This window comes from Micromonospora sp. ABR4_055 (genome assembly GCF_056160425.1).
Genome location: NZ_JBSWXD010000080.1, coordinates 1 through 15,756, shown reverse-complemented (window position 1 = coordinate 15,756; position 15,756 = coordinate 1). Strand labels below are relative to the sequence as shown.

At 72.3% G+C, this 15,756-nt stretch carries 12 protein-coding genes; 5 read left to right on the top strand and 7 right to left on the bottom strand.

All coding sequences use genetic code 11. The features are described 5' to 3' along the window. Positions 1 to 34 precede the first annotated feature (34 nt). From ACXAHD_RS18880 to ACXAHD_RS18860, 5 genes are all read right to left on the bottom strand, one after another. Positions 35 to 1,324 (bottom strand): TIGR02679 family protein, encoded by a 1,290-nt coding sequence (locus ACXAHD_RS18880; protein WP_475052071.1) that lies wholly within the window; start codon positions 1,322 to 1,324, stop codon positions 35 to 37. Continuing rightward, complete coding sequence (locus ACXAHD_RS18875) at positions 1,321 to 5,529, bottom strand: TIGR02680 family protein (RefSeq protein WP_475052069.1); 4,209 nt, start codon at positions 5,527 to 5,529, stop codon at positions 1,321 to 1,323. Before ACXAHD_RS18875 ends, ACXAHD_RS18880 begins: the two co-directional genes overlap by 4 nt. Before the next feature lie 8 nt (positions 5,530 to 5,537). Beyond that, positions 5,538 to 6,770, bottom strand: a complete 1,233-nt coding sequence (locus tag ACXAHD_RS18870) for a TIGR02678 family protein (RefSeq protein WP_281552866.1) — start codon at positions 6,768 to 6,770, stop codon at positions 5,538 to 5,540. Then, on the bottom strand, positions 6,767 to 8,377 hold the full coding sequence (locus ACXAHD_RS18865) for a TIGR02677 family protein (protein ID WP_475052066.1): 1,611 nt from the start codon (positions 8,375 to 8,377) through the stop codon (positions 6,767 to 6,769). Before ACXAHD_RS18865 ends, ACXAHD_RS18870 begins: the two co-directional genes overlap by 4 nt. A 904-nt stretch (positions 8,378 to 9,281) precedes the next feature. Next, positions 9,282 to 10,034 carry an SDR family oxidoreductase gene (locus tag ACXAHD_RS18860; protein ID WP_281552864.1) on the bottom strand — a complete coding sequence of 251 codons (753 nt, stop codon included), beginning with the start codon at positions 10,032 to 10,034 and terminating at the stop codon, positions 9,282 to 9,284. 94 nt (positions 10,035 to 10,128) lie between these two features. Here ACXAHD_RS18860 and ACXAHD_RS18855 point away from each other — a divergent pair, with 94 nt between their 5' ends. Beyond that, positions 10,129 to 10,386 carry a LysR family transcriptional regulator gene (locus tag ACXAHD_RS18855; protein WP_475052063.1) on the top strand — a complete coding sequence of 86 codons (258 nt, stop codon included), beginning with the start codon at positions 10,129 to 10,131 and terminating at the stop codon, positions 10,384 to 10,386. Then, complete coding sequence (locus ACXAHD_RS18850; protein ID WP_475052099.1) at positions 10,383 to 10,949, top strand: LysR substrate-binding domain-containing protein; 567 nt, start codon at positions 10,383 to 10,385, stop codon at positions 10,947 to 10,949. Before ACXAHD_RS18855 ends, ACXAHD_RS18850 begins: the two co-directional genes overlap by 4 nt. On the opposite strand, the gene ACXAHD_RS18845 is transcribed toward ACXAHD_RS18850, so the two are convergent. Continuing rightward, positions 10,950 to 11,636 (bottom strand): CPBP family intramembrane glutamic endopeptidase, encoded by a 687-nt coding sequence (locus tag ACXAHD_RS18845; RefSeq protein WP_281552863.1) that lies wholly within the window; start codon positions 11,634 to 11,636, stop codon positions 10,950 to 10,952. A gap of 134 nt (positions 11,637 to 11,770) precedes the next feature. On the opposite strand from ACXAHD_RS18845, the gene ACXAHD_RS18840 reads away from it, so the two are divergent. Then, positions 11,771 to 12,262 (top strand): hypothetical protein, encoded by a 492-nt coding sequence (locus ACXAHD_RS18840; RefSeq protein ID WP_475052058.1) that lies wholly within the window; start codon positions 11,771 to 11,773, stop codon positions 12,260 to 12,262. Further along, positions 12,262 to 12,537, top strand: a complete 276-nt coding sequence (locus ACXAHD_RS18835; protein ID WP_281552861.1) for a helix-turn-helix domain-containing protein — start codon at positions 12,262 to 12,264, stop codon at positions 12,535 to 12,537. Before ACXAHD_RS18840 ends, ACXAHD_RS18835 begins: the two co-directional genes overlap by 1 nt. Before the next feature lie 469 nt (positions 12,538 to 13,006). Here ACXAHD_RS18835 and ACXAHD_RS18830 read toward each other — a convergent pair whose 3' ends face one another. Further along, positions 13,007 to 13,681: a hypothetical protein gene (locus ACXAHD_RS18830; protein WP_281567157.1), complete on the bottom strand. Its 675-nt coding sequence runs from the start codon at positions 13,679 to 13,681 to the stop codon at positions 13,007 to 13,009. A 441-nt stretch (positions 13,682 to 14,122) separates the two neighbouring features. Here ACXAHD_RS18830 and ACXAHD_RS18825 point away from each other — a divergent pair, with 441 nt between their 5' ends. Beyond that, entirely contained in the window at positions 14,123 to 15,583 is a 1,461-nt protein-coding gene (locus ACXAHD_RS18825; RefSeq protein WP_289212015.1) for an alkaline phosphatase PhoX, read from the top strand. The last annotated feature ends 173 nt before the right edge of the window (positions 15,584 to 15,756 follow it).

Below are 15,756 nucleotides of genomic sequence, written 5' to 3'. Positions count from 1 at the left end.
TGCGACAGTCGACTATGGGCAGGATGATCACGCGCTACTGGGCACCGGACAGGTCGGCGAGGAGGGTGTCGAGGACCAGCTCCTCCTCGACCCGCGTACCGTGCCGGCTCATCGCAGCGGTCAGCTCCGCGTCCCAGCCGGCGTCGACCGGCCGGCCGGTCAGCGTCCCCGACACGGCGCCCACCACGGCCGCGCCCGCCACCGCCGCCCGGTACGCGGCGGCGTCGTAGCGCCACGGCTGCCACGGCACCCGGGAGCGCAACAGGTTGGCGATCCGTACCCCGCCCCAGTCAAAGTCGCCGTGGTAGCGCAACCGCGCGCCACCGGCCGTCAGGCCGGTCAGCAGCCGCAGCGCCGCCGTGCTCGGCTGGCCGTTGACGCAGACCAGCGGCGGACACTCCGGACCGAGCAGATCGGCCGCCGCGGCCAGCACCGTCGGGTTCTCGCAGACGTGGACGGTGCCGGCCGGGAAAGTCGACCGCTCCCGGCCGAGTTGGCGCAGGGTCAGCACTAGCGGCTCACCGGCCGTCGCGGCGGGCGCCGTCAGGGCGGACAGCCGGCTGCCCGGACTCGCCACGACGTTGAGCGTCAGTACGGTCGACGATAGTTCGTCGACAAGGACACCGGCGCTGTCCCACAGCGCCCGCCGCCGCTGCGCCGGGGACGTCGGTTCGTCGTCCCCGGGCCACCAGACGGCCCGCACCGCCGACAGTACGAGGGTGGCCAGTGGACGGTCGGCGTCGAGGGCGTGCGCGTCGCCGGTGGTCTGCGCGGCGAGCCGGGCCAACGGAGCACCGTCGGCAGGCAACGCCGCCAGCACCGCGACCAGGTGTTCGACGAGCCGGGCCGCCGCGTCCGGCGTACCGGACAGTCGGCGGGCCAGCGCGACCGTGGTGCGGTCGCCGCACCAGTCGGCCAGGTGCGGCGCGCGGCGGCCGAGCCGGTTCAACGGCTCCAGCACGGTACGCCATGCGGCGTCGGCGGCGGCGCGTACCTCGGCGGTCACCGGCACCGGCCCGAGGAGGGTCTCGACGGCGGCGGCCAGCCCGTCCGGGTGCAGGCCGCTGCGGCGGACCACCTGGTCGAGGTCGTCGAGGTTGACCGTCAGCGAGGTGCCCCGGGCGGGTGGCCGCCCAAGCAGCCGTTGCACCGCCAGCCGCTCGGCCGGTGTCGGCTGGCTCAGCGAGATCGTGCCGGTCAGCGGCCGGCCGTGGGCCATCCGCTGGCGGACCCGCTGCACGACCCGTTCGGTGTCGGCCCCGCCGAGCTGCCGGCGCAGCCGATCGAGATCCGGCCCGACCACATCGCCGTCCGGTGCGGTCACTCGGCGGACCACAGAGCGGGCTGCTCCGAGCCGTCAGGTCCGGTCGGGTCCGGTCGGGTCGGGTCGGGTTCGCCGTCCGGGCGGGTCGGTCGCTGCTGCGGTACCGCCAGCTCGACCCGAGGCATCCGGTGCCGTTCCCGCCCGTCCCACCGCCACGGGGTGACCAGGACGGCGTCGATGCCGTCGTGCCGGGCCAGCTGCGCGATGCCCAGTCCGGGCACCTGCGGATAGCAGCCCCACTCCCGTTCGCTGGTCATCACCACGTCCAGGTCGAAGGTGGCGAGCAGCCCGAGGCACTTGGCCCGGGAGTCGTCGTCGACCCCGGCGAACGCCTCGTCGAGGGCGATCAGCCGCGGCGCGTGCGCATTGCCCGCCGACCCGTAGTACGAGGACGCGGCGGCGAACAGTGGGATGCTGGCGGCCAGCACCCGTTCACCACCGGAGGCCGGGCCGGTGGCCGGCCGCCACTGCCCGTCCTGGTGGCGTTGGATTGCGAACTCGTGCCAGGCCCGGTAGTCCAACGCCCGGGTGAGCTGCTCGTGCCAGGTCGCCGCCTCGTCGCGCAGCCGTTCCCGGCTGATCTGTTCCTGCAGGAACGCGCCGATCGCTCGACGGTCGGCGTCGTTCCAGACGTCGGTGCTCTGCCGCAGCTGCCGGGCGCGCAGCTCGGCCAGGCCGGGCGGGGCGTCGCGGGTGGGCCGCCACAGCAGCCGCAGCCGCATGCCGGTGGAGGTGGGCCGCTCCTCCAGCTCGCCGTTCATCGTCGCAACCTGCTGCTCGGCGCCGGCGACCAGCTCCTGCAACGCTCCGGCGACCTCGTTGACCAGGTGGGTCTCCAGCACCTCCCGCTCGTGGGCGGAGAGCACCCGCTGCCGTTCGTCGATCTCGGTGACCAGGGCGGCGGACAGGTCCGCGACGGAGCGGCCGTGCCCCTGGAACACCACCTCCACGATCATGGTGTCCTCGCGGACGGCGGGCAGCACCTGGTGTCCGTGCCGGGACAGGCTGTCGGTGAGCACCTTCATGTCCAGGCTGACCTGGTGCTGGATCCGTTCCCAGGGACGGTCACCGTCGTCGACGTCGGCGAGCAGCCGGTCGACGCCGCGCGCCACGGCCACCGCCGGGGTCGTCGCCCACGGCTGTCGGGTGTCCGGTAGTTCCTGCTCGGGGCAGGCCAGGGCGATCAGGCCGGTGTCGGCGAAGGCCCGCAGCACTTCGACGGCGGCGTCCCGGGTGGCGGTGGCCCCGTCGAGTTCCTCGGTCAGCCGGTCCCGTCGCCCGTCGGCGTCGCCCCGGGCACCCCAGGCGTCGCGTTCGCGCTGCCGGGTCTCCCGGCTTTCCCGCTGGCACTCCTGCTCGGCGTCGGCCACCTCGCGGAGCTGGCGTTCCAGGTCGGCGACGGTCGCGCCGGCGGTCGCGTCCAACGTCTCGAACTCCACCCGGGCCAGCCGGGCCGCCTCGGCCGCCTCGGCCGCCTCGATCGCGGCCGGTTCGAGCTTCTCCTGCTTCTCCTCGTAGGTGCGGGACGCCTCAGCGCGGCGGCGCGTCGCATCGCGTACCCCGGTCAGGGTGGGCCACCAGGCGGCCAACGTCACCTGGTAGTCCTGCAGCCCGTCGCGAACCTCCGCCAGCCCGTCGGCGTCGTGTGGCAGACCCACGTCGTCGGCGAACTCGGTCGCCTCGGCCAGCGCCGTCTGCGCCGCCGAGACCGCCGTACGGTGCCTCGCCGCCGCCTCGTCACGTCGGCCAGCGGTGTCCCGGCGCAACTGGTGGGCGCCACGGACCAGGGTGTGCGCCTCGCGTAGTGGCTGGTCGGAGGGGAGACTCTCGGTCTCGTGGCCGACCGCCCGCCGACGTTCGTCCAGTCTGGTGCGTTGCTCGGCGAGGTCGGCCGACACGGCAGCGAGTTCGTCGGACTCGGCGCGCAGCGCAGCGATCCGGGCCCGGCGGGCCGCTTCCCGGGCGCCGTCGCCGATGTGCTCCGCGTCCGGTTTGGTCCACCGCCCGGTGACGACGCCGATGCCGAAGCCGCCGTCGGTGTCGACCCAGGTCGCCGCACCGGACTCCGCGCCGAGGCCGATCGCGGCGAGGACGGCGGCGACGGTCGGCCCGGTCAGCGCGGCGGCGTGCGGGTCGGCGTCGTCGATGGCCGGACGCAGCAGCGTCCCGAGGTTCGTCGCCACCTCGTCGGTTGGTCGCAGCAGCGCGTCGCCGCTGTCCGGGTCGCGGACCGTGCCGTCCGGGTCGATCCACGCGTCGAGCACCCCGGCGGCTTCCAGCGCCGCCTCGATGCCGGCACGCACCTGCGGCGGCACGCCTTCAACGAAGTCGACGACCCGCCACAGTGGTGCGCCGGGCCGGTCGAGGCGCAGCTGCGGGGACCGGGTGTGCGGTGCCGGTGGCGGCTGGTGCGCCCCGTCGGTCAGCCGACGCAGCTCGGCGTCGATCTCCCCGACCCGGTCGGCGACCCGCCGTTGCTCGGCCTCCACCGCCGCGTCGGCGCGGGCGATCGCCTCGGCGGCTGCCCGGCTGGCGGCGGTCACCTCCCGGGCGGCCGGGTTGTCCCCGTCGAGGGTGCTCACCCAGGAGTCGAGCCGGCCGAGCACCGCCTCCGGGTCGGCGATAGACAGCTCGACCAGCCCGGTCAGGTACTCGCCGGTGCGCCGTACCAGGGTTTCGCCCTGTTCGGCGGCGGCGGTCTCGGCGTCGGTGACCGCCTCGTCGGCCGCCGCCACCTCGGCGTCCAGCCGGTCGACCTCCTCCCGGGCGCGGTCTGCGAGGGTTCGGGCCGACTCGGCGGCCGCGCGGAGCCGATCGAGGGTACGCAGCGCGGCCCGCCGATCCTGGACCAGCTGGCCGGCGGCCCGGCGCGCCTCGTCGAGCCCATGGGCGGAGTCGTCCGGCAGGGCGGCGAGGACCCGGTCACGGTGCCGGTCGGCGATCCGCGCCGCCGCCGCACCGCCGGCCACCCGGGTACGGGCCGCAGCCTCGTCCCGCTGGGCCGACTGAAGCTCCTGCGCCGTCTGCTCGGCGGTTCGCCGGGTCCGGGCCGCCTCCGCCTCGACGTCACGCAGGCGTTTGGCCTGCTGGTCGGCGAACGTCGCCCGCTGATCGGCCGCCTCCCGCAGCCGACGCAGATGCTCGGCGGTACGCGCCTCGGGGCTTTCCGCCAGCGCCCGTCGGCGCGCCTGCAGCTCGGTGGCGCGCGCGTCCAGCTCGGCCAGTCTGACCTCGGCCTGACGTACCGCCCGGTCGGCCTGCTCGTGCGCCCGCTGCGCGTCGCCCAGCTCGCGGCCCAGTTGCTCGTACCGGCTGTGCTGCTGCCGCAGCACCGCGGCCTTGCGTTTCGTCGCGATCCGCGCGTACTGCCGATAGCGGGTGAGGAAGTCGTCGGCGGCCTTCTTCGTCTCGCGCAGCTCGGTCAGCGTCTCCCGCTCGTCGTCGAGACCCCGGAACGCCTCGGCGACCTGGGCGATCAGGTTCTCGTCCAGCGGCGGCAGCGCGTCGCCGAGCGCCCGGGACAGGGTCTTCTCGTCCGGACGCTTGGACAGCTGCGGCTGCCGCAGCTTGATCAGCAGGGACACCAGCGCGTCGTACCGGTCGCCCAGGCCGAACAGTGCCTCGTCGACCGCCCGCCGGTAGTCGACGGCCCGGTCGTAGAGCATCCCCACCGGGCCGATCGCGTCCCGCAGCCGGTCCCGGGTCGCCGCCGTACCGGTCGGGGTGAGCAGCTGCAGATCGGCGCCGACCCGTTGGCTGGTGACGAAGTACCAGTGCCGGGCGATTCCGCGCCCGGCCACCGCCTTCAGTCCGCAGCCGATGGTCAGGTACCGGGCGGTGCCGTCGGCGTCGCGGCGGCCGAACTCCAGCCAGGTGTAGCCGGTCCGCTCCGGGTGCGGGTGCCGTCCACCGAGCAACAGGTTCCACTCCATCCGCTTGTGCGGATCCCCGTCGGGCTCCACTCGGTACGGTGTCAGCTCACCGTCCAGCAGGAACGGTACGGTCAACGCGAGGACCTTCGACTTGCCGGTGCCGTTGTTGCCCCGCAGCAGCAGACTGCCGCCGTGGAAGTGGAACTCCTCCTGGTCGTAGTAGAAGATGTCCACCAGCCCGGCCCGCAGTGGCTGCCACCGTTCCCGGTCCGGCACCGGCAGCTCCCGGTCCAGCATGGACGTCGGTGCGGCGGTGGTGGCTGCGGCGGTCACGGTGACGGTTACCTCCTCAGGGCGGCGGGACGGCTCTGGCGGATCGTCGGCTCCGCCAGGGCGTAACGGGCGATCGCCGGGCGGGCGACGACCAGCGGGTCCTCGGCCGGTTCGACCGTGATCAGTTTCAGGGCACGCAGCGCGTCCAACGCGGTGGCGACCAGTTCGACCTCGGCGCCCGGATCGGTGGCGTGTTTGCGCCAGTACGACCGGTGCGCCCGGGCCAGCTCGCGGGTGTGCCGGTGCAGCTCGCTGACCCGCAGGCCGCCTGTGCCCGCCGCGCCGGCACCGGCCGCCGCGATCCGCTCCGCCAGCAGCAGCGTCAGGTGGCTCTGCATCCCCTCGGCCGGCATCCGGACGTCGGTCAGCTCGTCGGCCGGGTCCACCATCGCGACCCCTTCGGCCCGTACCTCGCCAACCAATCCGGTCAGTTGGGTGATCCGGTTCAGGATGGCGTACCGCTGGCTGGTCAGATAGGCCAGCTCGGCCTCGGTCAGCTCGTCGTAGTAGACGACCGGCTGTTCGAGCAGCAGCCGGGTGAGCCGGTGCCGCAGCGCCCGGTTGCGGGCATCCTCGACATCGGGCACCACCTCGACGGTCAGCGCCGCCAGCCGGCCGTCCGGTGCCACGTCACCGATCATCGACGGGCCGCGGCTGCTGGCCAGCAGGCCGGCGATCACCCGCCGGTCAACGTCGTAGAGCACGTCACCACTGGTGCCGAGGTACGCGTCCTCGTGGCCGGCCACCCGGCGCAGCACCCCCCAGTGCAGCAGCAGCCGGACCACCGCCACCATGTCGGCCCGCCGCTCCCGCCGGTCCAGGGCGAACGTGAACCCCGTGGCGGCCAGCGCCGGATCGGCGGCGGCAAGCACCACGTCCTCGGCCAGCCGGCCCAGGGTGATCTGCCCGTCGGCGCGTTCCAGCGCGGCCAGGGCGAGGCAGGTCAACACGTACCGTTGCCGGGAGAACGGGGTCCTGGCCTTCGGATCCCGGGCCGGGTGGGTCTGGTCCTGTGGGTCGGCGGTCAGCTTCATCAGCCGGATCGTCTGGGCGTCGGCGACCAGCCGCCACCCGGTCTCCCGGTCGAACCACTCGCGCAGCTCTACGGCGTACGTGCGGACCAGCCGGAACTCGGCGTCCGGGGTCAGCCCGGCGACCAGCAGCGGGCGGGCGAGCAGCAGCCGGGCGGCCCGCTGCAGCCGGCCCGAGGAGTCGCCCTCGGCCGGGCCGCGCGCCCTCACCCGGCCGCCCCGACCGCCGCGAGGTCGGCTCCGGCAGAGAGCGGGCCGGCAGAGACCAGGTCGGCTCCGGTCGGAGCCAGGTCGGTTATGTCGACCAGATGCTCCGGCCCGGTGAGCACCCCGTCGGCGGTGACGATCCGCACCGGCGGCGCCCCGTCGACGCGGACCAGACGTACCCGTAGCGTGCCGTCGGAGGTGGTGGTGGTCACCTCCGTGGCGTCCGGCCGCCGGGCCGCCAGCGCGTCGCCCAGCAGATGGAGAAAGAGCCGGAACTCGGCGGTGTCCAGTTCACCGAGGCGCGACAGTGGGACGGGCCCGTCAGTGGCCAACGCCGCTCGGGCGCGGGCCGTCTGGGTCGTCTCCCGCTCGGCACGTTCGGCCAACTGCCGCCGCTGCGCGGATCGGTCCAGCACCCGGCTCGGCGAGCCACGCCGCTCGTACGATCCGGTTTTGCGCAGTCGAGGGCTGATCTCCAGCCGGGGTGCCTGGGCCCACGACGTCGATGCCGGCACCGGTCGCTGCTCGACCGCGGCCAGGGTCTCGGTCGTCACGGTCAGGTGCCGCACCGGCGACAGGCCGAACGCGGTGTGCCACAGCCGGTGCGCGGCCTCGTCGTCGGAGGCCTGCGCGAACCACAATGCGAGCGACCGGAAGTCGGCCGACCGGTCCGACCGGCCGGCCCGACGTTCGTTGATCGACGCCACCGCGCCGAGCAGCTGCCGGATCGCGCCGATGGCGGCGGTACGCAGCAGCCGTGCCTGGGACTGCCGGCTGGCGTCGCCGCTGACGAACCAGTCCCGCAGCCCGTCCCAGCGTTGCTGCCAGACCACCCGCGCCTGGCGCAGTGCCCGGTCGTCGGCGTCCTCGCCGGGTGCGGCGTCGACGGCCTCCCGGCGGGCCACTATCTCCAGCAGCGGGCGTACCCCGGTCGCCTCGATCCGGTGGGCCAGGTTGGCGATCTCCGCGCCCCGGTTGGCGAGATCGGCGATGAACCGTTCGAGGTACGCGATCAGCTGTTCCTTGTACGCGAGGAAGGCCGCCACGTCGGCGTCGGCGAAGTCGACGGCCCGCCGCAGCGACGCCATGAACGCCTGCGCGTTGTCGGCCAGCCCGGTGAACCGGTCGACCAGGCTCAGCATCAGCAGGTGGGTCTTCGCCGGGTCGGGCGCGGACCCGGCGGCGGCCTCGGTGGCGATGCCCAGCAGGGCGCGCAGCTGGTCGGCGATGTCGGACAGCGCCACCGACTGCAGGGCGCCGCGTCGGCCGATCGCCTCCTCGTACGTGGCGATGGCCTGCTCGGCGGCGTGGCCGTGCGCGCTCAACTGGTAGAGGTAGCGGGCGCGGTGGAAGTCTTCCACGGTGGTGACCCGTCCGGTGTCCGGGTCGGCCCGCAGGTTGCCCCACTCGGCGAGCTGGGCCAGCGCCGCCGCGACGGCCTCCAGCGACACCCCGGGGCCGATCTCGGCCAGGACGTCCTCCGGCCGCAGATGCACGGTGAACCGACGTTTCGCGCGGATGAAGGCGTCCAGCACGTCCCGGTACAGGGTGACATTCTGCGCCTGCAGGTGCGCGAACGGCTGAGCGGCCGGTGCGGTACCGGTGGACATCCCGCCATCATCGCAGACCCGGATCGGACCACGACGCACACAGCGGGCTCGTGGTTGCCGCGCCGGATGCTGCAGCGCGGGACGCGCTCGCCGGCCCGGTGGTGGAGGTGAACCAGGTGACCAGCCCTTGACGAGGGCTGCCGGAGCATCCTGGCGCTGCCCGATCGCGGCCTTCGGCTACCGAGACACCTGCGGCACCAGGTCAAGCAGCACGAACCGAACTGCCTCACCCCACGGCAGCGGGCCGACGGCTACCTGCTCACCTGCGTGGACCGGCCGATGTCGAAGGTCACCCTGAACATCGCGGGCCTGTGACCGGGCGACCCGACCGACCGGTCTGATGTCGCTGGTCGACTGTGCGGTCAGCTACGACGCCCTCCATGCCGGGCACAGCACGGACGGTCGGACGCAGGCCAACCCGATGGTCGAGTGCCCGACCGTACGGGACCGGCTGCCGGCCGTACCGGCGCAGGCAGCGGCCGAGGTCGACCAGAATCTGAGCCTCCGGCAGATCGCCGAGGCCAACGAACGGTTGTTGACCACAGCCGGCGAGGGCGGCCCGAACTTCGCCCAGAACGCGATCGTGGGGCCGCTGCGGGACAAGCGGCGGGCCGCCCTCGAACGGATCGAGATCGCGATCGGCCGGCACGCGGCGCGGCCGACCGGGCTGACCCGGCTGGCGTCCTGCACCTTGCTCGGGCCGGGCAGCGGCGACAACAGCGGATCCGGTGACAACGGCACTGATGGGGGCGACCAACGGTGGGCCGGCGACGGAGCCGACGGCCCGGACGCTGAACTGTCGGCGCTGCCCGTCCCCGCCGCCCGCCGCGCCGGTCCCCCTCTGGTGGCCGGGGTGGTCCCGCCCGGTCACCCACAAAGCGGAGTCCCCGACAAGGACGGGAGATCACCAGGGGATGCTGCCGTCGTCGTTGACGAACGTGCCGGTCGGGCCGCCGTCGGGCAGGGTGGCCAGCCGGATCGGGGTGGCAGCGGCCTCCTGGACCGGACGCCCGACACCGCCGGTGAAGTCGGTGGCGACCAGCCCCGGACAGGCCGTGTTGATCAGGATGTCGGTGCCGGCGAGTTGCCGCACGTAGTGCACGGTGACCGCGTTGAGGTACGTCTTCGTCGGCGAGTAGGCCGCCATGATCGGGCCGACGTTGATCTCCGGGTCCGACTGCCAGGTCAGTGAGCCGACGCTGCTGGAGATGTTGACGATGCGCGGCGACGGCGACCGGCGCAGCAGCGGCAGCATCGCGTTGGTCACGCGGATCACGCCGTACACGTTGGTGTCGACGACCTGGCGGACCGCGTCGAGGTCGAGCGTGGTCGGGTCCTGCTCCCACCCCGGCCCGGTCTCGCCGGCGATGCCGGCGTTGTTGACCAGGACGTCAAGTCCTCCAGCGGTGCGTTCGATCAGCTGCGCGGCCTCGGTGACGCTGCGGTCGTCGGTGACGTCCAGCGGTACGGCGAACGCGTCGACGCCGGCGGCGTACAGCGTCTTGACGGCCGCTTCGCCGCGGGCGGCGTCGCGCGCTCCCACCGCCACCCGGTAGCCCTTCACGCCGAGCCCGGCGGCGATCTCGTAGCCGAGTCCCTTGTTCGCGCCGGTGACCAGCGCGGTCTTCGTTCCGGTCGTGGCCTTCGTTTCGGTCATGACGCCGATGGTGGCGCGGCGGTAGCCGCCGTCGTTACACCAGTTGAGTTCCGCTGTCATACCCGGCGGGTATCACCGACGTATCGTTGTCGGCGTGGAGACGCTGGAGACCCGTGAGCTGCGGTACTTCGTCACGGTCGCCGAGGAGCTGCACTTCAGCCGGGCGGCCGAACGGCTCGGCATCGCCCAGCCGCCGCTGTCCCGGGCGATCGCCCAGCTCGAACGCCGCCTCGGCGTCACCCTGCTCGACCGAGACCGCCGAAGGGTGGCACTCACCGACGCCGGTCAGGTGCTGCTCGACGAGGCCCGCGTCATCCTGGCCGCCACCGCGGCGGCGGCGCGAACCGGCTGACCCTGGTCACCAAGGCCGGCGCGGGCCACGAACTGCTGCAGAGGCTGCTCGACGCGCACGCCGTCGAGCCGGACGCGGCCGAGATCGACGTGCTGCTGTGCGGCATGGGCGACCAGGCGCGGATGCTGCGCGACGGCCGCGCCGACGCCGCCCTGATGCAGCGGCCGTTCGACTCGCTCACCGGCTTCGACACTGAGGATCTGCTGACCGAGCAGCAGGTCGCGATCCTCCCGGCCGGGCATCCGCTCGCCACCCGTACGTCGTTGACCATGGCCGGCATCGGCGACGTGCCGGGGCTGCCGGTCGCCCGCTGGCCGCGCCCGGACGGTACGTACGAACCCGGACCCGGGCCGGAGATCCACGACCAGTCGCAGCTGGCCCAGCTGATCGCCCTCGGGCACACCATGGCCGTGCTGTGCGCCTCGTCCCGGTCGTGGCTGTGGAGCGCGCACACGGCAGTGCCGCTGACCGACGCGCCGCACGTCACCACCGTGCTCGCCTGGCTGCCGGACAACCGCTCCCGTGCCGTCGCCGGGCTCGTCCGGACCGCCACCCAGCTGTGATCAGCCGTAGCTGAGCAGGACCGTGCCGAGCGCGGCGGCGTTCCACAGCGCGTGGGCCACCATGGGCGCGGTCAGCCGGCGGGTGGCCAGGAACAGCCCGGTGTAGACCAGACCGGCGACGGTGATGGACAGCCCGTCCAGCGCGCTGGCCGGCAGGTGCAGCACGCCGAACAGGACCACCGAGACGACCGCCGCCACCCACAGCGCCACCCGGGGGCGGGCGGACCGCTGCGGGATCGCCCCGAGCAGGAACCCGCGGAAGTACAGCTCCTCGGCGATGCCGCCGCCGACGATCCCCAGGAAGATGGTGGCGGCCAACGCGGCCGGCCCGGCGGCGGACATGCGCAGGATCTCCTGGACCTCCGGGTTGGCTTCGCCGCCGGCCGCCGGCATCAGCACCCCGAACTCCAGTAGCAGGCGGGGTGGAACGGTGGCCACCGCGATCAGCATGTCCCGCCGCCAGTGCCGCGAGGTCAGGCCGAGACTTCGGCGGGGCAGCCCGTGGCGGCGTAACCACCAGGCGATGAGGGCGGCGGCCGACACCAGTTCGGCGACGGCGACCGCGACCAGCACCGCCGGCACCCCGTCGGCCGCGAAGAGTCCCATGGCCAGCGGTGGGCCGACGAAGCAGATGAGCGCGCCGGCCAGGAACACCCCGGCGGAGCGGACGGGAACGGGGATGGTCATTGTGCTGGTCCAGCCTTCCGGTGGGCGGATGCGGTCGCTCCGACGTGCTGGTGGCGGGGCGACCCGCCGTCGGCATATCGAGATTCGATATACTAGACCCAGTTTCATATCGAATTTCGATAGGGAGGGCCGCCGTGCGGCACGACATCGAGCAGGGGCGTCGTCCCCGTACCGCTCCGGCCGGTCAGTGGGCCTTCGAGACGGTCACGGCAGGTGCCGTGGCGCTCGGCACCCTGCTGGCCGCCGCCTCGGCAATCGGCGTACTGATCGCCGACAACCTGGTCGCGCCCGTCACGGTGAACCCCACCACCGACCTCGGACCGCAGGCCACCGCCGGCCGCTTCACGCTCACGCCCCAGGACGCCGCCCTGCTGACCGTGACCGAGCCGACCGTCGGCGACCGACTCTGGATCTTCGGGCCGGCGCTGCTGCTCGCCGCCGTCGTCGCGACGGCCGGCGGACTGCTGTGGCGGGTGGTGCGGTCGCTGCGCTCAGCGGACCCGTTCCACCCGCGCAACGCCCGCCGGGTCGGCGCGGCGGCCGAGTTCCTGCGCCGGGTCGGCGCGGCGGCCGAGTTCCTGCGCCGGGGCACGGCGATGCGCGCCGACCTCGACGGACTGGTCTGATGGCCCCGACCGACGACGAACAGTCCGCCAATCACCGGGTGGTCTGCCACCTCGACCGGCTGCTCGCCGACCGCCGGATGACCCTCACCGAACTCGCCGACCGGGCCGGAGTCACCGTGGTCAACCTGTCGGTGTTAAAGAATGACCGGGCCAGAGCGGTCCGGTTCTCCACTCTGACCGCCATCTGCGACGTGCTGCACTGCCAGCCCGGTGACCTGTTCAGCGTGCGCCCCACCGAGCCGCCCGTACCGGGTCCCCAGGCTCCGCCCCCGTGACGCACACCGGCCACTGCGGCCACCAGCAGGACGGCGCCGGAGGGCGGGTAGCGGACGTCAACTTCTGACGTGGCGCAACCGTTGGATAGGTGCCCCGGTAGCTGTCTCGATCCAGAAGGTCCAGCCGTTCCGCTGTGGGTTGACCCCGGGGCGCCGTTCGCTCACCACGGCCCGAGCAGCCTCGCTCGGCGTGCGGTACACCGAACCAGCGAGCGGGCCGCTCAGAATTTCGACCCGCCCTGGTCCCGGAGTGAAACATGCCCGAGTCCGGTGGCCGTCGTAGTCAGCGTAGACAGGGATCGAAGTGGGCTCATCCCCCACCAGCTCAAGCGTGCTCGGCTCCCGAGGCAGTGCCACCAGGCGGGTGACAACCTCACCAATCTCTATGCCCGCAACCCTCGCGGCGAACGCCAAATTCCGATAGGTCTCCTCGTCTACCTCAATATGCGGCATACCACACTCCTCGCGATCAGAAACTGGGTGACGCGGCCCCACCGATGACAGCAGACCGCCGGGCGAGCACCTCAGGCACTCGGTCGTGTGTGACGACCCAGCTGGCAGCCGTAGGCGACATGAGTCTGAGCAGCCGGACGATCGTCTCGCGGTCGGCAGCCAGGTGCCGGCGGTGGATCGGCTCGTGATGGGCGACGCGGTTGCGGAACGCGCGGACGTGATCGAGATCAGAGTGGAGATCCCTTCGGGATCCTCGATATCCTGGGAAAACCTTCCGCAGAGCAGGCCGCCATAACGTCGTCTCGTACTGGCAGGAGCCACCGCTGCCAAATAACCCAACCCAGAAACCGAGTGGCAACTCAGCGATCACGCTCCCCGGTGTCACATCCTTCCGGATCCGGCATTTCTTGATCGAATCCTGGACCATCCGCTCTGCGACGAATGTGAACTTGATGTCTGAACGCCACCAGTCAGGCCGACCAGCCAGTACGGTCAGGCGGTCGTCGACGCCGTTGCGTAGACACACCTCCAGCACGTGGAGTGGCCCAAGGAAGGCGCTTGAGACCTCCATGTTCCACGCGTAGAGACGAAGAGCGCGGGCGCTGTCGCCACTAGCCGCAGCTAGGTACGGCGCCGACCGAGCCTTCGACAGGCATCGCCAGAGCACCTCATCTTGCCAGGACTCCGACACGACTACTCCTTTACGCCCGGCACCGCTACACTTGACGACGTAAGCCCCGGTGTCCGCCTCTGCTCTGCATGCGGCCCGGGGCACAGCCATGTACCGAAGTGCGGGTATTCCGGCCTCACTCAATCAGCCAAGAGCCCGGCACGGCCTTGCGAAGTTTCTAGAGTCTTCGGAGACTTTGAAGCAAGTAGCCGTGCGGCACGCCAGCGACGGCGCAGCTTGGCCGCCTTCCCAGGATCCGCCGGGCCGACCGCTGCGCGGTGACATGCACGAAGTCCGCCGTCGGTGCCGACCCTAGCCGAGCCCGCACCTGGTTCACCGACAGCGGCAACCTCGATTCTTTACATCGATGTCGCCGGTTCATCACCGTACGGACGGGTGGCCGTCGGTCCGCGGGGGTTGCGTCACGTCAACACCCTCGAGCTGAACAGGAGCCCGATCGACGTGCCTTCCTCCCGTCGTACCTTGCTCGCCGGTGGTGCCGCCGGCGCCGCTGGCGTCGGCCTCGCCGTCGCCGGTGGCCTTCCGTCGCTGGCCCAGGCCCACCCCGGCCGAAGCCACCCGCCGAGAGGCGGCGGCCACGTACCGTTCCCGCCGCTGGTGGACGACCCCGCCGGCATCCTCGCCCTGCCCGAGGGGTTCCGCTACACCGTGGTCACCCGGACGGGCGTCACCCGGCTCGACCGCGGCCAGGGCCTGACCCCGGCCGAGCACGACGGCATGGCCGTTTTCGACGCCGGACGCGGCCGGTACACCTTGATCCAGAACCACGAGCTCGGCCCAGGGGCCGAGTTCGGCGTACCGCATGTCCCGGGCACCGTCTACGACCCGGGCGCGGTCGACGCCGGCGGCTGCACGGTGATCAGGACCGACCGGGCGGGGCGCAACCTCGGCGAGTTCGTCGCCATCTCCGGCACCGTCGACAACTGCGCGGGCGGGCCGACCCCGTGGGGAACCTGGCTGACCTGCGAGGAGACCGACGACCGGGCCGGCGACGAGTGGGACGAGGACGGCCGCACCGGCACGTACCAGAAGGACCACGGCTACGTCTTCGAGGTCTGGGCCGACGGCCGCGCCGACCCGACACCGATCAAATGCCTGGGCCGGTACGCCCACGAGGCGCTGGCGGTCGACAAGGACCGTACGAAGATCTACCTGTCCGAGGACGCCGACGAGCCGAACGGCCTGTTCTACCGGTGGACCGCGCCGCGCCGCGTCAAGCTCGGCCCCGGCGTGCTGACCCGGCTCGCCCCGGACGCCGGCACCCTCGCCGCGATGCAGATCATCATGGACGACGGCTCGGTGCTGCCGGACGTCGCCTACCTGACCTCCGCGCAGCTGGGCCGGCCGTTCCCCGTACGGTGGATCGAGGTGCCGGAACGCGACGCCCGGACCACTCCCCTGCGCGAGCAGTTCGCCGACGGTCAGGTCACCCGGGGCCGCAAGTTCGAAGGTGTGTGGGGCACCGACCGAGGCGTGTACGTGGTCAACTCGTACGCCTGGGAGGACGGTGACCTGCCGGCGGACGCCGCCCCGCACGACGGCATGGTCTGGTTCTACGACTACCGGGCCGAGACCATCCAGCTGGTCACGTACTTTCCGCACCAGACCTCGTCGGAGGAGGGTACGCCGCCGAAGTACAGCGATCTGACCTTCGACGGGCCGGACAACGTGACCGTCACCCCGTGGGGCAGCCTGGTGCTGGCCGAGGACGGCTCGGGCGCGTCCCACGTGCTCAGCTCGGTCCCGGGCGGGCCCACCTACGCGATCGCCCGCAACCAGCTCAACGACTCGGAGTTCTGCGGGCCGGTCTTCACCGACGACGGCAAGGTGCTCTTCGTCAACATGCAGGACCCCGGCCTCACCCTGGCCATCACCGGCCCGTGGGAGAAGTACCTGGGCTGACCCCGATCGCACCGCTCTCTCGGGTTGGGGCGGGAACCCAAGATGCCTCCGCAGGCTTGGGGGAAAAAGAGAAACTTTATGTACCCGTGGTACCAAAACCAAACAAAACACCCCCCCCAAAAAACCAACATGCACCCCAAAAAAACAAAAGGAAAGAAGCGGACGGTTCGAGA

Bases quoted from the DNA above. Each gene is read 5' to 3' on its own strand.
- ACXAHD_RS18860 (WP_281552864.1), bottom strand. From the start codon at position 10,034: ATGACCGAAACGAAGGCCACGACCGGAACGAAGACCGCGCTGGTCACC.
- ACXAHD_RS18845 (WP_281552863.1), bottom strand. From the start codon at position 11,636: ATGACCATCCCCGTTCCCGTCCGCTCCGCCGGGGTGTTCCTGGCCGGC.
- ACXAHD_RS18865 (WP_475052066.1), bottom strand. From the start codon at position 8,377: ATGTCCACCGGTACCGCACCGGCCGCTCAGCCGTTCGCGCACCTGCAG.
- ACXAHD_RS18835 (WP_281552861.1), top strand. From the start codon at position 12,262: ATGGCCCCGACCGACGACGAACAGTCCGCCAATCACCGGGTGGTCTGC.